This window comes from Endozoicomonas sp. ISHI1 (assembly GCF_024606225.1).
Lineage (GTDB): Bacteria > Pseudomonadota > Gammaproteobacteria > Pseudomonadales > Endozoicomonadaceae > Endozoicomonas_A.
Genome location: NZ_JAGRPU010000005.1, coordinates 1 through 22988, shown reverse-complemented (window position 1 = coordinate 22988; position 22988 = coordinate 1). Strand labels below are relative to the sequence as shown.

Annotated in this window: 15 protein-coding genes; 7 read left to right on the top strand and 8 right to left on the bottom strand. The window is 49.0% G+C overall.

Going from position 1 to position 22988, the window contains the following annotated elements; genetic code table 11:
* Positions 1-46 precede the first annotated feature (46 nt).
* Both KBW69_RS05195 and KBW69_RS05190 read left to right on the top strand, forming a co-directional pair.
* Positions 47-1261 (top strand): FAD-dependent oxidoreductase, encoded by a 1215-nt coding sequence (locus KBW69_RS05195; protein WP_257280179.1) that lies wholly within the window; start codon positions 47-49, stop codon positions 1259-1261.
* Complete coding sequence (locus KBW69_RS05190; protein WP_257280289.1) at positions 1254-2072, top strand: aldo/keto reductase; 819 nt, start codon at positions 1254-1256, stop codon at positions 2070-2072. The genes KBW69_RS05195 and KBW69_RS05190 overlap by 8 nt, the downstream gene beginning before the upstream one ends.
* Before the next feature lie 28 nt (positions 2073-2100).
* On the opposite strand, the gene KBW69_RS05185 is transcribed toward KBW69_RS05190, so the two are convergent.
* The 3 genes from KBW69_RS05185 to msbA all read right to left on the bottom strand — a co-directional run bounded on the left by KBW69_RS05185 (position 2101) and on the right by msbA (position 6997).
* Complete coding sequence (locus tag KBW69_RS05185) at positions 2101-3432, bottom strand: hypothetical protein (RefSeq protein WP_257280178.1); 1332 nt, start codon at positions 3430-3432, stop codon at positions 2101-2103.
* A gap of 155 nt (positions 3433-3587) precedes the next feature.
* Positions 3588-5033 carry a bifunctional D-glycero-beta-D-manno-heptose-7-phosphate kinase/D-glycero-beta-D-manno-heptose 1-phosphate adenylyltransferase HldE gene (hldE, locus tag KBW69_RS05180; RefSeq protein WP_257280177.1) on the bottom strand — a complete coding sequence of 482 codons (1446 nt, stop codon included), beginning with the start codon at positions 5031-5033 and terminating at the stop codon, positions 3588-3590.
* A 128-nt stretch (positions 5034-5161) separates the two neighbouring features.
* On the bottom strand, positions 5162-6997 hold the full coding sequence (msbA, locus tag KBW69_RS05175; RefSeq protein ID WP_257280176.1) for a lipid A export permease/ATP-binding protein MsbA: 1836 nt from the start codon (positions 6995-6997) through the stop codon (positions 5162-5164).
* Between the two features lie 386 nt (positions 6998-7383).
* Between msbA and KBW69_RS05170 the strand changes: the two genes are divergently transcribed.
* Together KBW69_RS05170 and typA are read left to right on the top strand one after the other, a co-directional pair.
* On the top strand, positions 7384-8034 hold the full coding sequence (locus KBW69_RS05170) for a hypothetical protein (protein ID WP_257280175.1): 651 nt from the start codon (positions 7384-7386) through the stop codon (positions 8032-8034).
* A 22-nt stretch (positions 8035-8056) separates the two neighbouring features.
* On the top strand, positions 8057-9871 hold the full coding sequence (gene typA, locus KBW69_RS05165; protein ID WP_257280174.1) for a translational GTPase TypA: 1815 nt from the start codon (positions 8057-8059) through the stop codon (positions 9869-9871).
* A 42-nt stretch (positions 9872-9913) separates the two neighbouring features.
* On the opposite strand, the gene KBW69_RS05160 is transcribed toward typA, so the two are convergent.
* The gene (locus tag KBW69_RS05160; RefSeq protein WP_257280173.1) at positions 9914-11641 is read right to left on the bottom strand and encodes a CAP domain-containing protein; all 1728 of its coding nucleotides are present in this window, start codon (positions 11639-11641) and stop codon (positions 9914-9916) included.
* A gap of 232 nt (positions 11642-11873) precedes the next feature.
* On the opposite strand from KBW69_RS05160, the gene pip reads away from it, so the two are divergent.
* Entirely contained in the window at positions 11874-12827 is a 954-nt protein-coding gene (gene pip / locus KBW69_RS05155; RefSeq protein ID WP_257254673.1) for a prolyl aminopeptidase, read from the top strand.
* Between the two features lie 83 nt (positions 12828-12910).
* Entirely contained in the window at positions 12911-13348 is a 438-nt protein-coding gene (gene dtd / locus KBW69_RS05150; RefSeq protein WP_257280172.1) for a D-aminoacyl-tRNA deacylase, read from the top strand.
* 29 nt (positions 13349-13377) lie between these two features.
* Here the strand turns inward: dtd and KBW69_RS05145 are convergent, their stop codons facing one another.
* On the bottom strand, positions 13378-13911 hold the full coding sequence (locus tag KBW69_RS05145; RefSeq protein WP_257280171.1) for a hypothetical protein: 534 nt from the start codon (positions 13909-13911) through the stop codon (positions 13378-13380).
* A gap of 452 nt (positions 13912-14363) precedes the next feature.
* Here KBW69_RS05145 and KBW69_RS05140 point away from each other — a divergent pair, with 452 nt between their 5' ends.
* On the top strand, positions 14364-15956 hold the full coding sequence (locus KBW69_RS05140; RefSeq protein ID WP_257280170.1) for an FMN-binding glutamate synthase family protein: 1593 nt from the start codon (positions 14364-14366) through the stop codon (positions 15954-15956).
* A 43-nt stretch (positions 15957-15999) separates the two neighbouring features.
* Here the strand turns inward: KBW69_RS05140 and argS are convergent, their stop codons facing one another.
* The 3 genes from argS to KBW69_RS05125 form a co-directional block, all read right to left on the bottom strand.
* Positions 16000-17742 carry an arginine--tRNA ligase gene (argS, locus tag KBW69_RS05135; protein WP_257280169.1) on the bottom strand — a complete coding sequence of 581 codons (1743 nt, stop codon included), beginning with the start codon at positions 17740-17742 and terminating at the stop codon, positions 16000-16002.
* 385 nt (positions 17743-18127) lie between these two features.
* The gene (locus KBW69_RS05130; protein WP_257280168.1) at positions 18128-19939 is read right to left on the bottom strand and encodes an F-box/WD repeat-containing protein; all 1812 of its coding nucleotides are present in this window, start codon (positions 19937-19939) and stop codon (positions 18128-18130) included.
* 17 nt (positions 19940-19956) lie between these two features.
* Positions 19957-22446 carry an ATP-binding cassette domain-containing protein gene (locus KBW69_RS05125; protein ID WP_257280167.1) on the bottom strand — a complete coding sequence of 830 codons (2490 nt, stop codon included), beginning with the start codon at positions 22444-22446 and terminating at the stop codon, positions 19957-19959.
* Positions 22447-22988: the final 542 nt, after the last annotated feature.

Below are 22988 nucleotides of genomic sequence, written 5' to 3'. Positions count from 1 at the left end.
CTGCTGGCTCTCTATTTTTCCTGTCTTACTCTCTGATCCACTCTATATGACTCAGACCATAGAAACAGATGTTGTCGTAATTGGCGGAGGCATTGCCGGTCTCTGGCTGTTCAATACCCTCAATCAGCAAGGCTATAAAGTACTTCTTCTGGAAAATGCCACTCTCGGTGGAGGTCAGACTATCAAGTCTCAGGGGATCGTTCATGGCGGAACCAAGTACACTCTGACCGGCACCCTGACCAAGTCGGCCGAGTGTATTGCTGGCATGCCAGATCGCTGGCGCCGGGCGCTCAGGGGAGAAGGCGAGGTCGACCTGTCGGGAGCGGCTATACTCTCTCAGTCCCAGTATCTCTGGTCTCCCGGCGATGTAGGCTCCAGGCTTACTACGTTTTTTGCCAGCAAAGCACTGCGGGGCCGGGTGGAGCAGCTGAAGAAAATGGCAGATTTTCCGGATATTTTTCGCCATGAAGGGTTTCGGGGCAAAGTCTACCAGCTCAATGAGATCGTGCTGGATATCCGTACGGTTATCAAGGCGCTGGTAAACGGTCTTAAGGAGCGGATTCTCAAGGTGGACTGGTCAGAAAACACCCGCATTGTCACTGAAGGTAAAAAAATAGCTTTCATTGAACATATAGTTGGAGGCAAAACCTTTCACATCAAGGCGCGCAAGTTTGTTACCGCAGCGGGTGAAGGCACCGAGGATCTGATGACGCTCTGGGGGCTTTCTCAGCCAGAAATGCAGAGAAGGCCGCTCCATATGGTGATGGTTCGGCATCGTCATCCTGAGCCGCTCTTTGCACACTGTCTGGGTACCAAACCTGTTCCAAGAATGACGGTAACCAGCCATCCGGATGGAAAAGGTCACTGGGTTTGGTATCTGGGTGGTGAAATTGCAGAAGACGGGATGAAGCGCACACCAGAAGAACAGATCCGGGTGGCCCGAAGTGAGCTGGAAGCATTATTGCCATGGGTTAATCTGGATGATGCTCAATGGGCGACCTTGTTTGTAAACCGGGCTGAACCCAGGCAGACCAAACTACTGAGACCGGATGCCGCTTTCATTCATGATGTGGAAAACGGCATTGTCTCCTGGCCGACCAAGCTGGCGTTGGCCCCTAACCTTTCTGATGAGGTCATTAAAGTGTTGAACAGGCAGCAACTCTCTCCCTCTGGCAATGAAGGTTTTGCTTTGCCAGAAGGCGTTCAGCATCCCGAAATCTGCCAACCCTTCTGGAGTGAGGCCTTTGCCGATCATGACTGATGACAGGCTTGAGACAAGAACGATTGCCGGTACCGATATTCAGGTTTCTCCCATCGGTTTCGGAACCGTGAAGCTGGGTAGAGATCAGGGGGTGAAATACCCATCCGGATTCAAGATTCCAGATGATCGCGAGGCTAGAGAATTACTGAAACTGGCTCAATCTTTGGGTGTTAATCTGCTGGACACAGCGCCTGCGTACGGGAACAGCGAAGAGCGATTGGGGGCATTGCTAAAAGGTCAGAGAGACAACTGGGTTATTTGCAGTAAGGTCGGCGAGGAGTTTGAGAACGGTGAGTCTCATTTTGATTTCACACCGGAGCACATTCGTTTCAGCATCGAGAGAAGTCTGAAACGGCTGAATACCGATCGGATTGAAATGGTACTGGTCCACTCCAATGGTGATGACGTCAATATTATTCAGCAGTATGGCTGTCTGGAAGTGTTGGAAGCATTGAAAAAAGAAGGCAAGATTCTGGCGTCAGGCATGTCCACCAAAACCGTTGAAGGCGGCATTATGGCTCTGGAAAGGTCGGATATGGCCATGGTGACTTATAACCTGAAGGAGCAGGCTGAGAAACCGGTTCTTGATTACGCTCTGGAGAACCGTAAGGGCATTTTGATCAAGAAGGCGCTGGCCAGTGGTCATGCCTGTCTGGAAGGTGAAGATCCGGTGAAAAAAAGTATGGAGCTGGTTTTTTCACATCCTGCTACTTCGGCGGCAGTGATTGGCACCATTAATTCCGGGCATTTAAAGTGTAATGCCGAGATGTGCGCCAGAGTCATCAGGCATCTCAACAATCAGGCATCTTAAAAGCTGAGTTTTCGCCGGTTCAGTTAAGTTAGCGAGGGGTTCCCAGCTTTCCATACGCCACATCCATCGCTTTAACAGGGGTGAGCGATGGGGTGTCGGCAATGGCTTCAGCAGCGTACTGACACAGAGAGGCATATTCGTCAAAACTCCATTCTGCGTCGATGTGAGTGGAGAACTCTTTACCTAACAGGTTGACTAAATCGGGTGAATTACTGAAAGCCAGCAGTTCGTTCAGGTAGTTCTGTAATAAATCGGCTTCGTTCGTCCGTTCTGGCTTTTCTTTTTTCAGGGCCGCTAGGGAAGCCTGGAAAGGAATGGCGGGTGCGACTCTTTTTTTACGTTTCTCTGGAGCTGCTTTGGCTTCCGTTTGAGGTCGGATCGTGTTTCCCTGACTTCTTTCCTCTATAGACTGTTGGTATTTTGTATTAAGGAAAGAGCCCTCTCCCTTCATAACGTGATTTTTCTCCAATTTCTCGAGTTCTTTTGGCGTCGCTTTTAAAATCCCCTGAATCTCATTTAATGAGTTCTCGATTTTGTCTTTTGTCTCAGCTGGAAGTTGTTGCGGGTACTTTAAAGCCCTTTCCAGATCTTGCTTAATTTTATGAGCTTGCTCAAAGCATTGGCAGGTAAGAATGATCTGAGCCTGATTGATAGGGTGTGGACTGCCAGAAGGCGCATATCCCCTAGTGTTCGGGAGTTCATCCACCAAACATGAGGCCAGCGCAGGCTGAGTGTTTAGCTGCTGTTTGATAGAGTCAGGATAAGTGCTGTCGGCAAGTTGTTCTCGCTGAGACCTGAGCTTTTCCATGCTTTTATCCAGCCCCTCTCTGAAAGACTGACCGAGGTCTGGTGCCTGATTTAAGGGCTGATGAGCGTCATCTCGTGCATTCCGAACCATCATGGTAAAGCCAACTTTTTTGAAAGCCTCTTTAACGTGTGGTTTCAAGGGTTCCTGTCCGGATTTGCTGGTAAGATTTGCCAGCAGGTCTTCCAGTTCGCTCTGGTTTTTAACGTGTTTAGCAATGACTCTCAATACTGAGTCATGACTGCTTTCTTTGCTGTTTACCGCTTTTTTGAGATCATTCAGGGCTAATTTAAACGCTTTGATGGCTTTTTTCTCTGTGGCTTTTCTCTCTTTAGCCGCGGCTTTGTCAGGGTTGCTTATGCGGCGGGAGAAGAGGCTTTTTTTTGGAAGCTTTTTGCCTTTCCCGTTTTGAGGAACCGTGTTTTCCATGGAGGAGACTGAGACGCCCTTGTGGCGTCCCTCAGGTTTATTAACAGGTTTATTAACGTTCTGTTGACCATGTTCAGACCACGTCGGGCTGATAGAAACCTTTTCACCGCCGCTGATAATACCCATTACTCTATCCCTGAATCTTTGAGTGCTTTCAACTTATTATAGAGGGCAAAGTTCGGGTAAATGATTGTCCTCGGATTTTAGGGAAGATGGCCGCCAACTGTCGAAAAGTTGACGGCAATGCCATTATATTACGGTGAAAGTTGAGCGTGAAAGCATCAGGCGGTTTCTTCAGAAGTCTTGTCCTTCCTGATTTTTTCAACAATAGCCGTCGTTGAACAGTTATCCAGGAACGCCAGAACCTTCACATCACCACCGTATTCGTAGACGATTGGGGCACCGACCACTTCATCGATGCTGTAGTCACCGCCTTTGACCAGAACGTCCGGTTTCACCATTTTGAGCAGCTTTTCAGGGGTATCTTCTTCAAAGCATACCACCCAGTCCACTGCTTCAAGGCCTGCGAGTACGGCCATTCTGCGATCTTCTGAGTTGATGGGGCGGCCTTCACCTTTCAACCTTTTTACCGAAGCATCGCTGTTGATCGCCAGTACCAGCCTGTCACCCTGCTTTCTGGCCTGCTCCAGATAGCCCACGTGGCCAGCATGAATAATGTCGAAGCAACCATTGGTGAAGACGATCTTTTCGCCATGGGCCCGGGCATCTTCGAGGGCAATCTTAAGCTGATCAGGGGTTATAACGCCGCGCTCTGCTCCCAGTTCTCTGTTCACCTCACGGCGTAACTCGGGCATGCTGACCGTTGCTGTACCCAGCTTGGCGACCACAAGGCCTGCGGCAATATTAGCCAGAGCGGCTGCTTTGGGTAGTTCAGCCCCGGCTGCAAGTGCGGTAGCCAAGGTGGAAATAACGGTATCTCCGGCACCGGTCACATCAAAGACTTCACGGGCTCTGGCTGGCAGGTGCAGTTCCTGTTCGTCTCTGCGAATCAGGGTCATGCCATGCTCACTGCGGGTGATCAACATGGCCTCAAGCTCCAACTCGTCCAATAACTGATGACCTTTGGTGATCAGCTCATGCTCGTCTTTGCAGTGGCCGACAACGGTTTCAAACTCATGCAGGTTAGGGGTAATGAGCGTAGCACCACGATAACGCTTAAAGTCGGTACCTTTGGGGTCAACAACTACCGGAATGCCTTTTGTACGTGCCATTTTGATTAGCTGCTGGTGGTTCTGGAGAGTGCCCTTGTTGTAATCGGAAAGAATGACTGCTCCCATGTTTTTTAACAGGTTCGCTACTTTTTCTTCCAGAATATCACTGCTCAGACTGGAGAAAGCTTGCTCTTGATCCAGACGAATCAGCTGCTGATGTTGACTGATGACCCTGAGCTTAGTGATGGTAGGAATGTTTTTCAGCCGGGCAAAATCGCAGTAGACTCCGGCCGCTTCCAGACGGGTCTGCAGGGAGTCGGCTGCTTCATCGTCTCCGGTAGCGGCTACCAGCCAGGCTGGAGCGCCCAGAGAGGCAATGTTCAGGGCTACGTTGCCAGCACCACCGGGTCGATCTTCTATCTGGTTGACGCGGACGACAGGTACTGGCGCTTCAGGAGAGATTCGGGTGGTGCCGCCATGCCAGTAGCGATCCAGCATGACATCGCCGATCACCAGTACCCTGGCTTGATTGAATCGTGGCAGAGTCAGTTTCATTCAGTCTTTTCCACTCGGGTATCATAGAATCCTGCCAAGCGAGATGGCCGGGCTTCCGATAGGTTTACCACGAAATTATCCTTAGGGGTAATCATGGCAAGACCTCCGCTTTTTCAAAGAGTTCAGTTTTATACTGGCTTTGAAGAAGCCAGAGGTGTTACCTCTACGGCTTCTTCCTGTTCTTCCTGAAACTGCATCTGGTGCAGTTTGGCATAATGACCTTTTTTGGCCAGCAGTTCGGCATGGGTGCCGCTCTCTACAATTTCGCCTTTATCCATCACAACGATACGGTCTGCATTCTCAATGGTGGAGAGCCGATGTGCAATGACCAGTGTTGTTCGATTCTTCATGACTTCATCCAGCGCCGCCTGAATATGACGCTCGGATTCGGTATCCAGGGCAGAAGTCGCCTCGTCGAGAATCAGAACAGGAGCGTCTTTCAGAATAGCCCTGGCTATCGCCAAACGTTGACGCTGACCACCCGAGAGCAGCACGCCATCTTCACCGACCAGCGTATTCATGCCCTGAGCCATATTTTTGATGAATTCGTTGGCATGGGCGGCTTCGGCAGCCAGATGGATGTCAGCATCATCTTTTTCCCGCAGGTCACCATAGGCAATATTGCGAGCTACGGTATCATTAAACAGAGTGACATTCTGGTCCACCAAAGCGATATGACTACGGAGGTTTTTCAGACCGTATTCATCAATAGGTGTGTCATCCAGCAGGATTTGACCCTGCTCATGGGAATAGAAACGGGGAATCAGGTTGGCCAGGGTGGTTTTTCCTGATCCGGAGCGGCCCACCAGGGCAATTGTCTCACCCGGATTAACGACGAGATTAATGTTGTTCAGAGCGGGTTTGTCGGCATTTTGATAGTTGAAAACCAGATTTCGAAACTCCAGCTTGCCTTCAACTCTTTTCTTCTCAAAGGTGCCATTATCGGGTTCACATGGCTGGTCAGCCATGTCAAAAATGCTTTCTGCCGCGGCAATACCTTTCTGGATATTGGCATTGACTTCGCTCAGCTGACGAATAGGTTTTGGCAGCAGCGCAGCGGCAGTGACAAAGCTCACCAGAGAAGCTGTGGTTGCATCTCCTTTTAACCACAACACCAGGAAGAACAGGATGGCGAGGGCGCTGTTTACCAGAAACTGAAGGGTAGGTGTATGGACAGCGGAAGCCTTGACCATTTTCAGACCCTGGCGAGTATTGCGATCACTGGCAGTAAAGAAACGGTGGCTTTCATAGCTCTCACCACCAAAGCCTCTGACTACCCGGTAGCCATTGATCGACTCGGAGCTGACGTGGGTCAGATCGCCCATGGAGGTTTGGATCCTGGAGCTCAGCTTACGGAAGCGTTTGCTGGCCGTGCTGACCACTAAGGCAATGATGGGTGCAACACCGATGAATACCAGAGTGAGCTTCCAGTTAGTCAGGATCAGATATCCGAACAGGAAAACAACAGTCAGGCCCTCCCGCACAACCACCTTGACGGCATCGGTGGCTGCGGTGGTCACCATACCCACGTTGTAAGTGATTCTGGCAATCAGGTGACCGGAGTTATTGTTGTCAAAATAGTTGTTGGGCAGCTGAATCATTCGGTTAAACATCAGGCAGCGCAGATCGTGCACAACTGATAAAGACACCTTAGCCAGAAAGTAATTACCCAAAAAGGAACCAATCCCTCTGAATATGGCAATAGATAACATGACGACGGGAATCAGGACCGCCGAAGTCATGATAGAAGCAGGGAGAACACTGCCAAGGTCCTTGTTTATGGTGTTAAAGCTGCCTTCAAGTGCTTCAACAAAATATTCCAGCAAACGGGCAAAGGCAGGCTGGCTGAGTGCAAACATGACATAGCCCAGTAAACTGAGGGCAAAAAAGCCCGAGTAGGGCTTCACATAGCTAAGAAGGCGCAGGTAGATCTGCAGACTCCCCGCCTTGGCTTGTTCTGACATGGCCACTGTAATCAGTTAAAAAATGAGGGGCTATTCTGGATGAATCCGGCTGCAGGCTCAATGGAAAGTGCCTCTAAAACCATGGTTTTTACCGTAAAATGACGTTTTTAGCAAAGCTCTACCTTGCGTTGCCCTCCTTAATTGTACCCGGTTCGATCATTTTCGTGACGTCACGAAAATGATCTGAAGTGTTGTTACCCTGTAAGGTCGGCCTTACTGCCGAGTACACACTCCGATTGAGTTTCTTACATAGCAGAGAGAGTGTGAATACTGAGCATGAGTAGCAATATAGCCTGCACCCGGATCAAAGCAGCTTTATGAATTTTCCGGGCTAAGGTATCATTGGCCGCCTTTTTTATAGTGGAAATAATGAGTATTCGACACACATGAGTGGTATACAGCGGTTATCTTCCACGGCCTATCAAGCTCTGATCGAAGGTGCTGAGGTGATAGAGCAGGACCATTTCGGCGACAAGGTTCTGAAGCTGAAAGATAAAACTTTTCTGAAACTGTTTCGGGTTAAAAGTACTATCAGCTCGGCGTGGCTGAGGCCATATTCTGTACGGTTTGTCAGAAATGCCTCCGAACTCATGGCGCGCGGTATTCAAACGGTGGACATCATAAGCTGCTACCGTCTTGAAAGTTATAAAAACACGGCTGTCCATTATCGGCCATTGCCGGGTCGGACCCTCAGGCAGGTTTTTCCTGCTCTGGATGAAGATGGAACCATAGTTCTGGCAGAGCAGGTCGCTCAATATATTGCGCACCTGCATGAACAGGGTATCTATTTTCGCTCCCTGCACATGGGCAATATTCTTAAGTTGCCCGACGGTGCTCTTGGACTGATAGACATTGCCGATATGCGCTTTAGCCGGAGTCCTCTGAAAGAAGCGCTAAGGCTCAGGAATTTACACCATCTGGCTCGATATGAGCAGGATGTTCAGTATCTGATTAAGGATCAGGCATTTTGTTCCACCTACGCCAGCCTGGCGGGTGTTGATGTGGACAAGATCGAGGCTGTGATGCAGCGCCTCTGAAAGATTTCAAGAGAGAAAGACAGTGATAGAAAAGTTACGCAATATTGCCATCATCGCACACGTTGACCACGGGAAAACAACGCTGGTTGACAAACTGCTTCAGCAGTCCGGAACATTGGGCCGCAAGGATCAGGGTGCCGAGCGGATCATGGACTCCAATGACCAGGAGAAGGAACGGGGCATTACCATCCTGGCCAAGAACACCGCCATCAACTGGCAGGACTACCACATTAATATTGTGGACACGCCAGGGCACGCCGACTTCGGTGGTGAGGTCGAACGTGTTATGTCCATGGTGGATTCAGTTCTACTGCTGGTGGATGCGGTGGACGGCCCCATGCCTCAGACCCGCTTTGTCACTCAGAAAGCGTTTGAGCAGGGTCTGCGCCCCATCGTGGTTATCAACAAGATTGACCGTCCCGGAGCCCGGCCTGACTGGGTTATGGATGAAGTCTTTGACCTGTTTGATCGTCTGGGTGCGACTGAAGAACAGCTGGATTTTCCGGTTATCTATGCTTCTGCACTGAACGGTATTGCCGGTGATGACCCTGAAAACATGGCGCAGGATATGACGCCACTGTTTGAAATGATCGTCAACAATGTACCTTCTCCCAAGGTGGATGTGGATGCGCCTTTCCAGATGCAAATCTCTGCTCTGGATTACAGCAGCTTTCTTGGCGTTATCGGTATTGGCCGTATCACCCGCGGTGTCCTCAAACCTTCTACTCCGATTCGTCTGATTGGTGCCGATGGCAGTGAGCGCAATGCCAAAATTCTCAAGGTAATGGGTCATCTGGGTCTGGAGCGTGTTGATGTTGAAGAGGCTCGTGCAGGTGACATCGTCTGCGTAACGGGCATCGACAAGCTGAACATATCGGACACCCTCTGCGATCCAAACCATGTTGAAGCTCTGACAGCACTGACAGTTGATGAGCCCACCGTCAGCATGACCTTCCAGGTCAATGACTCTCCCTTTGCCGGTCAGGATGGTAAGTATGTCACCTCCCGTAACATCAAGGAGCGTCTCGATCGCGAACTTCTGCATAACGTAGCGCTGCGTGTTGAGCAGGGTGATGATGCCGACAAGTTTAAAGTCTCCGGTCGCGGTGAGCTGCACCTGTCCGTTCTGATTGAGACCATGCGTCGCGAAGGTTTTGAGCTGGGCGTTTCTCGTCCGGAGGTGGTCATCAAGGAAATTGACGGTGTTCTGCAGGAGCCTTATGAGCAGGTGGTTGTGGATGTTGAGGAAGAGCATCAGGGCTCTCTGATGGAAGAGATGGGTTACCGTAAGGCAGAACTGACCAACATGGTACCCGACGGCAAAGGTCGTGTTCGTCTGGAGTTCATGATGCCTGCCCGTGGTCTGATCGGTTTCCGTTCCCAGTTCCTGACCATGACCTCCGGCAGCGGTATTCTGACCAATGTCTTTGATCATTACGGGGTAGTGAAAGACGGCGAAGTGTCTCACCGCAAGAACGGTGTACTGGTTTCTATGGTGAATGGCAAGGTTCTGGGCTACGCGCTCTGGAACTTACAGGACCGTGGTCGTCTGTTCCTGAACCCGAACGTTGACGTTTATGAAGGTCAGATCATTGGTCTGCACAATCGTGACAATGATCTGGTAGTTAACCCGACCAAGGGTAAACAGCTGACTAACGTTCGTGCTTCCGGCTCCGACGAAAACATTCAGCTCACCCCACCTATCCAGCACACCCTGGAACAGGCCCTGGAATTTATCGACGATGACGAGTTGGTGGAGGTTACGCCTAACCACATCCGTCTGCGCAAGAAGTTCCTGAAAGAGCATGAGCGCAAGCGTGCCAGTCGCAGCAAGTAATTTGGATGGCCTTCTAACCGGGTGTCAGCCTCCTGGCCCCGTTTAGTGTAAGTGTCTCGGTGAAGCAAAAACCTGGGCCCAGAATATTCCGTATTTGCCGGAGGCTTTCTCTACAAAACTGACTCCCATCTCGGTGACAGCAGGGCTCATGATGTTTTTGCAATGACCTTCACTGCTCATCCAGGCTTTGAGTACAGCATCGACACTGCGTTGGCCTGCTGCAACGTTTTCGGCAGTGGTTGACCAGAGATAACCTTGTGCTTCAACTCGTTGAGTGGGTTGACTTCCATCGGAACCGCTATGGCTCATAAAATCTCCATTTGCCATATCGGTTGCATGTCTGAAAGCAGCGGCTTCAAGAGAATAGTTCCAGCGCAAACGTCCGACTGCAGACATGACGGTATTGCCACAGACCTGCGGCTTGGAACGTATAGCATTGACAGCCATCAGCATTTGATCTGAAAAGCTTTTGACAGGTTGTTTTATACCCTTCTCAGGCGGGTGGAAGTTGGGTCCATGGGGGTTGAACCAGTGACCGTTGGACCAACGGGATCTTAAGCCGTTATCGACTTTTGAACGGATGTATTTCAAGGCCTCATGTCCTTTCTTCGGAAGCGTGTCTATAAAACTGGCCCATTCCGGAGGCATATCTTCAGACTTTCCCATTCCCATGCCATCGAGTCGGGCCATCAACGGCAAGTTGGGAGCAATAATTTCTTTTTGAAAGTCTTGTAAATAAGCTTTAACCGTTTCCCAGTTCTGATAGATGGCACCGGACACGAAACCGACAGGAATGCTCTTGAGAGCGCTGACTGCAAAGCTTTTTAAAGAACGGATCGTGGCACTCTTGCGGTACTCCCTGGCGGCTTCGCTTCTTAACTGTTTGACTTCTTCATTCAGTCTTTTTTTAGCAGCTGCTCTTTCTCTGGCCGCTTTCTTTTCAAGCTCTTTGCTTCCCCAACTGAGTTGGGTGTGCGGATTCTGGTCATTTTTGACTCCAAATTGGAGCGCTGAGAAAAAGTAAGGTGGTATATCACCGCTGCTGACAGCGAAGAGATCAAGTGCCCTGGCAGGTCGGTTTATCATTGAATTCAGCGAGTCTTCAGGAAGAGCTTCCCCGGATGTCTGATGGGCTTGCAGATTGAAGACAATGGGCTGCACGTGACCGGGAGCAGCATTCACTCCCGGTGTCAGGAAAAGGCTTATATCCGCTGTGATTAAGGCTGTGAACAGAGTTTCAGGCTCTTCTGACAGTGAAATAATGTTTTCTTCAACTTCATAGCTGCCATCTTCGAACCCTGTGAAGATCTGAGTTGCAATCGACCCACCCGCTAACGGTGTTATTGTCAGTATTTTTTTCTTCAGAAGAATGGCCAGTTGGGTGTTCAGGTTATTGATAGGAACACCCGGTGTAGCACCTTCAGGTGTTTCTGCGCTATGACTTTCAAGATAAATGTGCAAAGCAGCTGCATTGATTGGCTGACCCTCAGGATATTCCAGGCGTTCTGCCTGTTGTCTGAAGATTTGGCTGAGCTCCTGTTCACTGAGAACGCTCATGATGGAACGAGCCCAGCAACTTCCCTTATCTGCGCTTTTGCTGCAGCTTTCAGGCGTTCGATAATTGTGGCTGGAGAGATAACGCTTCAGCTCATCAGAATCATTCTGTGGGAAGGAGTTCACCCCGGCAGCGTGGGATAAACCTATTGCTACAGAGAACACCAGAGCAATGATTAATGGATCAATGGATCTTTGAGTTAATTGAGTGTTCATCGGCTACTGCCCGCTATTACATCGTTATACATAAGCACTCCTTGCCTTTTTTATCAGTCATGAAAACTCAGATAGTTTAAAAGCACAAAAGTTCCCTGAACTTCAAACCCACTACAAGGCTTGGAAAACCATGGTTTTTAAGAGTATTGTAGAGTGTTCATGAGGTAGCTCAGACGCTCTGTTTTTCAGCTGACTGACTACGCTTGATTCAGTGACTTCTGAAGGAAGGAACATGCGCACGCTTTACCCGGCTATAAAGCCATACTCTGTTTTCAAACTGGCTGTGGATGATGTTCATCATGTTTATGTGGAAGAGTGCGGGAGCCCTGATGGTATTCCTGTGCTGTTTGTCCATGGCGGGCCTGGGGTCGGCACTTCGGAAAAAGCGCGGCGATTCTTTGATCCTGAGAAATATAGAATCATCCTTTTTGACCAGCGTGGCTGTGGCCGGTCGCTTCCCCATGCTGAGCTGGAAGGGAATACGACCCAGAATCTGATCACTGATATGGAGCAGATTCGGGAGCATCTGAATATTGAAAAGTGGATTTTGTTTGGTGGTTCCTGGGGCTCTACCCTTTCTCTACTCTATGCCCAAGCTCACCCCAAAAGGGTTATGGCTATGGTACTAAGAGGGATTTTCCTGTCCCGACAGAAGGACTTTGACTGGCTTTACACTGAGAACGGGGCCGGCAGAGTGTTTCCGGATCACTGGCAGCATTTTGCAGAAATCATTCCGGAAAGTGAGCGAGGTAATATGCTGGAAGCTTATTACCGTCGCTTGACCGGTGATGATGAGCTGGCACAAATGAATGCTGCCAAACACTGGGCATTGTGGGAAGGACGTATCAGCACATTGAAACCCTGTCCCGATGTTGAAGAGTTTTGCAGTGAGCCTCACAACGCAAAGGCCATTTCCCGGCTTGAAGCCCATTATTTTATAAATGATAGCTTTATTGAAGCCCACCAGATTATCCGGGACATGAAATACATCGACCAGATTCCAGGTATTATTGTGCACGGTCGATACGATATGATCTGTCCTCTGGACAATGCACAGGTATTGGCTGAACACTGGACAGAAGCCGAGCTTCAGGTGATCAGAGAGGCGGGTCATTCATCCTCCGAACCAGGGATTGTGGACGCACTGGTGATTGCAACGGACAAGTTGGCTGTTAAGTTCGGATAATCCTGAATTCGATCAATTGATGTTCTTCTTAGCCCTGGCTGTGAGAGCTGGGGCGACTCTTCACTTCCAGAGTAGGATAACCCATGCGCGGATTAATCCAGCGAGTTCAGTTTGCTCATGTCAAGGTGAACGGTGAAACCGTAGGCGAGATCGAAGCAGGTCTTTTGCTCTTTCTGGGCGTAGAAAAAGACGATGATCAGGCAAAAGCGGATAAGTTGCTGGACAAAGTACTCAAATATCGGGTTTTCAGCGATCACGGCGGAAAAATGAATCTGGGTTTGAAAGACACCGCTGGTGGGTTGCTGGTGGTCTCTCAGTTCACGCTTGTCGCCGACACACGCAAAGGACTCCGTCCCGGCTTCAGTTCCGGGGCTTCTCCTGAGCATGGTGAGAAATTGTATGACTATTTTGTGGAGCGTGCCCGCTCCCTTCATCACGATGTGGCAACGGGTCGTTTTGGTGCCGACATGAAAGTCTCCCTGTTGAATGACGGACCTGTTACTTTCAATCTCGAAGTCTGATGTTTGTCATTCACTGCATTTCCAGATAGTCAGTGATATCCTCCATCAGATGGAATAATTACTCTTTGGCGAAGGCTCTCCAAATGCTGAGATTCATCATATGAGGGTGGAGCATTCGTTCTGTCTTCATCCCAGGGGATCCTTGAACTCAGTTCAGCGGCTCGCTGTGGCTGAATAGTAACTGCTTTTTCAAGATCTCGTAATCGCTGACATTCTCTAATAAAGGCTGCCTCGGCCAGATAACCTGCCTGACCGCCGAGAATGCACCCGGCTGTCGCACCACCCACAAGCCCTACAGGGCCAAGTGCTATTTGTTGCCCGGCAGCCAAACCGCAAGCGATACCGCCACACATACCGATATTCCTCATTAGTAAGCCCGGACCACGCTTTATTTCTACAGGAAGATGACGTCTCCAATTACGGGCATCCCAGAGGAAGTTTTCGTAGAGTGATTTTTTTACGGTCAGCCCCAGAAACTTGCCAAGATTTGAATCCGTGCTGGATTCTGTTTGTGTGCCCCGATCAATTGTTTGATGACTGGGCGCTTGAGTGTTTACATTCATACTAAAGTACCTCTTGTTTCTAAATTATGAATCGTTCAAATCAATTTACCCTCACAGAGAATAAGTTTTACCGACACTTGCGATGATATATTTCACAAAGTATTCAGCGAATATTGGTAGTGTCACGTAACCTGACAGTGGAATTAAGCTGATTTATCTGATCCCTGTGACTTTGGACAGTGCCACTACGAACTAGTTCCAGTAGTAGTATTTTCAGACTCTAATCATTTATCATTTCTAAACAGTCCGCTTTACAACCCGCCTGCAAGGTATCTGGTTTGCTGCGATTTTGCCTCGCCTCTGTGTTTTAAGGGCAGGCTGTGGGGCCCTCCGTCTCTGTCAGGATAACTGTCACTGCCAATGAAGGAGCGTTGCCAAAGCCCGTTTTATCATCAAGACTCAAGTGCATCAGGTCCAGCTATCTGGACTTTTTCACTGAAAAAGGTGGAGAAATGGCACGTAAATTGTTTTTCTGGATTGCCATTGGCGGAACGCTGATCACATTGATTCTGTCGTTTTTCTGGCCCGGTATATTGTGGCTGTTTGTTTTTCTGGTACCTTACATTCTGGTTGGGGTTTTCGATCTGACCTGTACCCATCATAACGTTTTGAAAAATTATCCTGTGATTGGCCATATGCGCTACGCGCTGGAATTTATCAGTCCCGAGATCCATCAGTACTTTATCGAGTCAAATCAGAGCGGCAAACCTTTTAATCGTGAAATTCGAAACATGGTGTACTCAAGGGCCAAGGGAGTGTCTGATACCCAACCTTTTGGCACCCAGTTTGAGCTGACCGACTGCGGCTATCATCGAGCCAATCACTCCCTGAAACCCAAAGAGGTGGATGCCATCCATGGAAAAATACTGGTTGGTGAATATTCCTGTTCGCAGCCTTATCTGGCGTCAAGGCTGAATATTTCTGGCATGAGTTTTGGTGCCTTGAGTGCCAATGCTATCAGGGCGATGAATGCCGGGGCTTGCAGGGGAGGCTTTGCTCACAACACCGGGGAAGGAGGGTTAAGTCGACATCATCTGGCAGAAGGTGGAGATCTGATCTGGCAGATCGGTACAGGCTACTTTGGTTGTCGCACAAAAGAAGGTGGTTTCGACAAAAAAATATTTACTGAAAAAGTGAAGCATGGAGCCGTGAAGATGGTTGAAATAAAATTATCCCAGGGAGCCAAACCTTCTCATGGGGGCGTTCTGCCCGCCGTCAAAGTGTCGAAAGAAATTGCTGAAGCCAGGGGCGTCCCTGAAGGCGTGACGGTCATCTCTCCTCCTGCTCATTCGGCTTTTTCAACGCCCAGAGAGCTGATTTTGTTTATTGACCATCTCAGAGAGATTGCGAATAAGCCTGTGGGCTTTAAGCTCTGTCTGGGCAACAGAGTGGAATTTATGGGCATCTGTAAAGCCATGCTGGAAACCGGTTTGGCTCCGGACTTTATTACGGTCGATGGATCAGAAGGAGGGACAGGGGCCGCTCCGGTGGAGTATACGGATCGTTTGGGAATGCCAGTGAATGAAGCTCTGGTGTTTGTGAACAACTGTCTCGTAGGCGCAGGCCTGAGAAAGAAAGTAAAAATCATTGCCAGCGGCAAGGTCGCGTCGGGTTTTGACATGGTGACAAAGATCGCTCTGGGTGCCGATCTGTGTAATTCGGCCAGAGCCATGATGTTTGCTGTGGGATGTATTCAGGCATTGAAGTGCAACACTAATCAATGTCCAACGGGGGTGACCACTCAGGACCCGATCAGAGGCAAAGCCATCAATATCGCTGACAAACAGGTCAGGGTGGCCAATTATCACCGTGTGACGGTGGCCAGTTTTCTGGATATTGTTGGTGCGATGGGGCTGGAAAGCCCTGATCAGCTGAATGCGAGTCATATCTTCCGCCGTCTGGCAGATCAGACAGAGGCTTCTTACGCAACCATCTACCCTGTTTTGGAAACAGGTTTTTTGTTGAAATGTGATGATATTCCCGGGTACAGCGACCACTGGGCTCAGGCCTCGGCTGATGAGTTTTTGCCAGAGCAGCAGATATGAATGCCGACATTAACGTCGGCATTTTTTTCCGGGTTAAACAGGGTTACATCTGCTCAACGGTCTCAATGCCGAGCAGGTCAAGGCCTGTCTTGAGGATATGGGCAGTCAGGGCACAGAGTTGCAAGCGACTGTTTTTAACGGGTTCGTTGACCCCTTCTTTGTTAACCGGGCAGTTTTCATAAAAGCTCATGAATGCACCAGACAGATCATAAAGGTAGCTGCACAGTACGTGAGGGGTTCCTTCACGAGCCGCTTGCTCAATGGTTTCACTGAAGCGGTTAAGCTTCAGAGCCAGATCTCTCTCAGAAGGCTCTTCAACCAGAATATCACCGGTGAGGTTCGATTCAGCTACTCCGGCCCTGCGGAAAATGCTCTTAATACGGGTGTAAGCGTAGAGCAGGTAAGGCGCGGTGTTGCCCTCGAAAGCCAGCATGGTGTCCCAGTCGAAAACATAATCGCTGGTGCGGTTTTTGGACAGGTCAGCGTATTTTACCGAGCCCATGGCAACGGCTTTGATGACTTTAAACTTTTGTTCTTCGCTGAGATCAGAGGCTTTGCTGGCAATCAGTCTGGCTGCACGCTCTTCCGCTTCGTCCAGCAGATCCACCAGTTTGATGGTAGTACCGGCACGAGTTTTGAACGGTTTGCCATCCTTACCCAGCATCATACCGAAGGCATGATGTTCGGTGCGGGTGTCTTCATTAACGAAGCCTGCTTTGCGGGCAATGGTGAAGATCTGCTCAAAGTGCTGTCCCTGGCGAGCATCAACATAGTAAAGAACACGGTCAGCATTTAAGGTGTGGGTTCGATGACGCAGTGCTGCCAGATCGGTTGTGGAATAGAGGAAGCCGCCGCCAGACTTTTCGACGATGACACCCATTGGGTCACCGTCTTTATTCTTGAATTCATCCAGAAAGACCACTTTGGCACCCTGGTCTTCACTTAACAGATCTTTGCTGGCCAGTTCATTAATAATGGCAGGCAGGCTGTCATTGTACGCGCTTTCACCCATGACGTCAGACGGTGTCAGGGAAACATTCAGTCGTTCATAGACTTCCTGGTTGTGAGACAGCGTGATATCAACCAGTTTTTTCCAGAGTTTCAAACAGTGTTCATTGCCAGACTGTAATGCGACTACGTACTCACGGGCTTTTGTGGCAAACGCTTCGTCATCATCAAAACGTTTTTTGGCTGCCTTGTAGAAGGCTTCCAAATTTGAGAGCTCCATAGCCTGAGCTTCCTGGCTATCGTGCTCCAGCTCTTCGAGGTGAGCAATCAGCATACCGAACTGAGTACCCCAGTCTCCCAGGTGATTCTGGCGAATGACTTTGTGGCCCAGAAATTCCAGAGTACGAGCGGTGGCATCACCAATGATGGTAGAGCGAATGTGGCCAATGTGCATTTCTTTGGCAACATTAGGCGCAGAGTAGTCGACAATTACGGTTTCCGGACTGTCGACAGTGTTTACTCCGGAACGATCGTCTTTTACTGATTCTTCCAGTCCGGCAGCGAGCCACTGTGGATCGAGGTAGATATTGATGAAGCCGGGTCCGGCAATTTCAGTTTTTTCAGCAATACCTTTCAGGTCCAGATTGTCTTCCACTTTCTGAGCCAGGTCTCGAGGCTTGAGTCCCATTTTCTTTGCTGCTGACATCACTGCATTGCACTGATAGTCACCGAAGTTGGCCCGTGCGCTTTGGCGAACCATGGGAGGAGTATCTTCCGGGGCTCCGGCGGCGATCAATGCTTTGATGACTCTGTCTTCAAGCAGTTTAAGAATATTCATGGAAAAAAAGTCCTTGGTCTGAAACTTGTTTGCGATGATTTTTTTCGCTCAAGGCTGCTCATCGGGAAAAATACTTTGCACTGTCTGTGTTTCATTGTTGATTCTGGCCAGTGGCAGCCCTGTTCTGCAAAAAAGCAGGGTGTCGAAAGTGATGGTGACTGAAAAGCAACCTTTCAGCCTTGGCATCGTCGCAAGGTGAGTGTCAGGCAGCTTATGGGCTTGCCGCGGTCAGGTGCTGACTGAAGCCGTTCATGACTCACCGTGTGAGAGGAAGATGGAGTGGCTGATGAGAGTGATTTCATAGCCGGAAATGATAGCGAATAAAGTCGCTTTGAGACAATAGCCAGTCTCCGGCAATCGTGATAACAGGGCAAGTCGAGTGCTGTCACTCAGTGTTAGCAATCAATGGATTATGCCCCCGTAATTCATAAACGAACATTTTCTTATCACGACATGCGACTATCGCATAGTGGCCACTGTAGCTGATGAACTGGATTGGGGCACCGTGGGAAATGATCGCTTTTTGGACCCATTCTCCATCCGTTTGCTGACCATGGATTATTAACGTCTCTACAGCGATGGTCAATACGTGGCGGCTATCAGGGCTGAATATGGCTGTGACAACATTTTTACCATGGAAAATGACAGCCGTTTTGTGCCACAACCCAAGCTTCAGACCATGGATCATCGCAGTGCCATCTGAACTGGTGGTTACCACATGGCGGCCATCGTGGCTAAAGTTGGCCGACGTGACCTTGCCCTTATGGCGAATGGTGGCTTCAATCACCCATGATCCATTATCGTCCTGGTACAGGATTTTTACCTTGCCATCTTCACTGGCGGTTAACACATAACGTTCATCGGGGCTGAAGGCAGCTGATATGATTTGGTCGTCATGGGAAATGGTAATTTCATGCTCCCACGATCCATCGTCTTCCTCACCATAGATGGTTACCGCGCGCCCGCTGGTGATTAGCAGACGGTGACTAGTGCGACTGATGATGGCTGATTTGACCCGATTATCATTGAACGCAAGCTCTTTTTCTTGCCACAGCCCATTATCCAACAGACCGTGAAGTCTTAATTTTTGATCTTCGCTGATGGTCACCACATGACGGTTATCGAAGCTGAAGAAGGCTTTCAGAACCGGACTATCAACAGTAATGATCGTTTCTGGTTCCCATGAGCCATTCTTCAGACCATAGATTTTCGCTGTGTTATCGTAACAGGCAATGACCAGATGTTGGCCATCGTAGCTAAATTGCGCTGATTCGATGCAATTATCCAAAGATATAAGCTCTTTTTCTTCCCATAATCCATCGTCCTTCAGAGTCAGGATTTTCGCCGTTCCATCCCAACTGGCCGTCACCAGATATTGGTTATTGGGGCTGAAGGCGATTGATTTGATCGGATTTAAGTGGCTAATGGTGACTTCTTCTTGCCAGGATCCGTCGTCCTTCTCACGACAGATTTTCCCCGTAAAGTCGTAGGAAATGGTCACCAGACGGTGTTCATCTTTACTGAAGCGGACTTCTTCGACCCAACGATTATGGGAAATTATGGTTTTTTCTACCCAGCTGAATTCAGACTGTGATTCATCGAAATGGCGGGCATAAATTCTTGCCTTTTTATCCATACCGGCAACCGCTATATAGAGACCATTGAGGATGGTTCTGACAGACATGATATCGTGATCATAGACAATGGTGGCTTTTGTACCGACTTCAAATTGTTCACATTTAGACATCAATCTGGTTTGGGTGAAGTAGAATAAAGCAGGAAAATAAGTTTTCTCCCGGTGTTCCATGAGTGACTTAATTAGCTGTTTATCATTCGTAAATAGCTGCAACCATTGAGTGAGTTGTTTCACTTCTTCTGTAGGAAGAGCCCTCTTAAGTCGATCTTGGTGTGGTGAAGTAAATCGGCGATACCACACCTTTGCAAGCGCATGGTTATCTTCAATGGTCTGGTGAAAGTGAGTACATACCTGCTGTAAACGGGCAACATCCCTAAGCGTTAAAAAGCCAATAATTTGCTCTTGTATTTCGATGGGCAAACAGATTAACAAGGATTCTTGGCTGTCAGGTACCGAGACAGTTCTACCCCAACCACTACCGGTTGGTGTTTCTAATTGAACTTGATTGGCAGTTACTGAGAGTAAGCCTTCATTGTTGGAGATGCTCGCTATTTTAGGCATATCAGGCTTCACCTGAGTTATTCATTGTCTATTTCCCTGAGACTGACCTGGCTGTTTTCCAGATGAATCCTGCCGGTAAAAAATCCATCGTAGTTATTCTGGGCGGCATTGTGGTCGACGATCAGCAGCAGACTGTCGGGCAAGTATTTTTTAAGCATCCTCTGTGCCTGTTGCACTGAAATCTGGTCCATCCCGGCGAAAATTTCATCCAGTATGGCCACTTCAGGACGCCGGTTAATCACCGAGAGGAGTGCCAGTTTTTTAATCTGGCCGCCACTGAGCTGATCTTTCCAGTTACGTTCGTCGTGAAGCTGTTCTTTCAGAAGGTGCCACTGATCTTCGGAGTAGAAATCGATCTCCTTTAACAGGTTGATCAGTTCCTGATCGGTGAGGTCGGTTCTGTGCTTTGGGTTTCGCAGAGCAGGATGCGGGTCGTCCGGGTCACCTTCCAATCGTAACGTGACCAGTTCTCTCAGGGTTATGTTGGGTGGAATGTAGGTCAGCTGTTCGGCGTGGAAGACTTCAGGCAACTCGCCATTGGCAGTGGTGTAAGTGACATTGCCCGTCGCCCATACACCATTGCCGACTTCTCTTCTGATCTTTGAAAGCAGGCTGCTCTTGCCACTGCCGGAAACACCGGAAACCGCAAAATAGCCCTTGGGAAGGGTTAATGCCTGGTCGGTCATCAGTACACCTTCAGGATGCCCCATGGAGAAAGCTTCCAGACGGATGGCTACCTCATCCCCTTTTTGAGCCCGATAGTCAGGCTGTTGCCACAGTTCCCTGGGGGAGCGTTTTATTTCCGCTCCCAGTGAGTGAATACTGTCTACCGCTTTATTGAAGCTAAGCAGGGTATCGACGTTGTCAGCGTGCCATGATAAGGCACTGGAAACACTGTCAGTAGCGAAAAGAAGTGCCTGATAATCCCCGTATACCACTTCTCGAGTACTCATCTTCCGGGCAATGAGAAGGCTTTTGGCAACGAAGTCGATAAGGCTTTTTACAGTGCCCCAGCTACCTGAAATCAGTCCTGCTTTAGACTGGCTGGCTTCTGTCTCCCGAAGTGCCTGCAGCAGCTCGGAATACTTTTCAACCATAAAATCTTTTTTGGCACCGCTGCCGATGGTTCGGGCATTGGTGGTGAAGTCTTTTTTCAACACGTCGAGTTCAGTGCTCAGAAAATCCCTGTTGATCTCCAGATCCAGGGCTCCCCTGTTAAGCGTCATGGTTATGGATTCAGTCGTTTTGCTGTAGATATCCATGAACACCAGCATATCGGCAGCGCCACTTTTGACAATAAAGGAGAGGTCGTAAAAACCACCAATATAAGCGCGGGCCAGCGAACGCTCCAGTATGCTGCCGGCAGTCACGACGTTGTGGATACTGGTATCCATTGTGGCAATCAGGGTATCGAGCGTTTTATTCAGATTCATTCTGATAAAGTTCTGGTCATCGAAAAAGAGACGCTCCAGTTCATCCTGTGCAGATTGCTTCATTAGAAGTCTGTAGTAGCTTTCTATGACCGAATCCATCAACCAGTGTCCCAGGTAAGGCAGGCAGAAGTAGACCATTGACCGCCCGGCCCCAATATGAGCGGATAGAGCCTCCTCAGGTTTTATGCCGAGCCTTGGATTAAAGTTTGCCAGACCTGCGTGAAGAGACTGGGCCCGGGAGGCGCGCATCTTGGCCAGTCTGGAACTCATCAGCTGAGAGCCGACTATGGCAAGAGCCTGCATGTGTGAGAGTCTCTGGATCGTCCGGCTATCCATAATCTCATTCAGGGTCTGATCCATTTCAGAAATGGTTTCCAGGTTGGTTTTGTCATGACTCCGACTTGAGGGTTTCAGAGTGATACACAAATAAGACAAGGAGTGATCGTCTTCTGAAAGTGAGGTAAACAGGCAGGTTCCACTCCAGACAGTGCCCACAGTTTCAATCAAATAGGGAACATTGAGTTGAGACACCGCAGAACGGTATGAGCTGCCAATCAGTGGCAGACGGCTCAGACCCGATGAAAAAAATGGTGTCATTATTTTTAGCTGGGTGACAGCGGACAATGTTGTAGACAGGGGTTCGGTGTCGGTGAGATTACAAGCAGCCATCACTTCATCGGCTACACCGATAACAGCCCCCGCAGCGGCTCCCGGCATTCCTATCAGAATGGCGGCGTTAAAGGCCCCTTTTGCAGGTGCGCTGATGTACTTTTCCAGGAAGTTCAACTGGCCCGTAGCAACCATTGCGCCACCAACAAAACCACACAGGTAATTGAGAGAGCCGGGCATGGGAGTATTGCTCATGGTAGCCGCTCCCATGACACCGGCACTCATATAATAAGGGGCAGATGTTTTGAAGTGATTGTAGAGTACGTCCAGACTGGATAGGGCGACACCGGAAATAACACCTGCACTCACGGTGTAAGGCGTTTGATCAGGCGAATTGCTCGCAGCGATACCGCCTGCAACACCGCTTATGAGAGGCATCACCAGCCACTGAGAGTGATGCAACATCTGATGAGGCTGGTGAGACACCAGATCAGGGTAAGAGGGTTGTACTGATTCTGAAGAGAAAGCTACTTCATTCATCAATAATAGAATGAATATCAGGTTAAAAAATCGCACTCTAAACTCCATTTACTTCTTTGTTCTGCTTTATGAGTCACTTCAATATGCTTTATGAGTCACATCTGAGGACTGGATCTGAAAGTATTGGAGTAAAGGGAGCCAGAAAAGTTCCTGCCTTTTACAATATGAAATGAGTGTTATGAGGTTGGAGATTTAGTGCATTTTTGTTGGATGAGAATCATCAGGCAGGTGTGCATGATCTTATTGATTGAGCCTGAAGAATATCTTCAGGTTCGACTATTAGGTGAGAATAACTCAAATCACTTGCTGTACCTACCTTACCAAATTGAGCGGAAAGCCCCGTACTTCTAGTTCGGGGATGGATAGCTCGCAGTCTGAAAGACTGCCTATGCAAAATACTTGTTGTATTTACAGCTTTCATTGTAAAATGTAAGCATGACTAAGCGAGCCTATAAATACCGATTCTA

Coding starts and splice junctions, on each gene's coding strand:
- KBW69_RS05195 (WP_257280179.1), top strand. CDS start 47: ATGACTCAGACCATAGAAACAGATGTTGTCGTAATTGGCGGAGGCATT.
- KBW69_RS05190 (WP_257280289.1), top strand. CDS start 1,254: ATGACTGATGACAGGCTTGAGACAAGAACGATTGCCGGTACCGATATT.
- KBW69_RS05185 (WP_257280178.1), bottom strand. CDS start 3,432: ATGGGTATTATCAGCGGCGGTGAAAAGGTTTCTATCAGCCCGACGTGG.
- hldE (WP_257280177.1), bottom strand. CDS start 5,033: ATGAAACTGACTCTGCCACGATTCAATCAAGCCAGGGTACTGGTGATC.
- msbA (WP_257280176.1), bottom strand. CDS start 6,997: ATGTCAGAACAAGCCAAGGCGGGGAGTCTGCAGATCTACCTGCGCCTT.
- KBW69_RS05170 (WP_257280175.1), top strand. CDS start 7,384: ATGAGTGGTATACAGCGGTTATCTTCCACGGCCTATCAAGCTCTGATC.
- KBW69_RS05160 (WP_257280173.1), bottom strand. CDS start 11,641: ATGAACACTCAATTAACTCAAAGATCCATTGATCCATTAATCATTGCT.
- pip (WP_257254673.1), top strand. CDS start 11,874: ATGCGCACGCTTTACCCGGCTATAAAGCCATACTCTGTTTTCAAACTG.
- dtd (WP_257280172.1), top strand. CDS start 12,911: ATGCGCGGATTAATCCAGCGAGTTCAGTTTGCTCATGTCAAGGTGAAC.
- KBW69_RS05145 (WP_257280171.1), bottom strand. CDS start 13,911: ATGAATGTAAACACTCAAGCGCCCAGTCATCAAACAATTGATCGGGGC.
- KBW69_RS05140 (WP_257280170.1), top strand. CDS start 14,364: ATGGCACGTAAATTGTTTTTCTGGATTGCCATTGGCGGAACGCTGATC.
- argS (WP_257280169.1), bottom strand. CDS start 17,742: ATGAATATTCTTAAACTGCTTGAAGACAGAGTCATCAAAGCATTGATC.
- KBW69_RS05130 (WP_257280168.1), bottom strand. CDS start 19,939: ATGCCTAAAATAGCGAGCATCTCCAACAATGAAGGCTTACTCTCAGTA.
- KBW69_RS05125 (WP_257280167.1), bottom strand. CDS start 22,446: ATGTTGCATCACTCTCAGTGGCTGGTGATGCCTCTCATAAGCGGTGTT.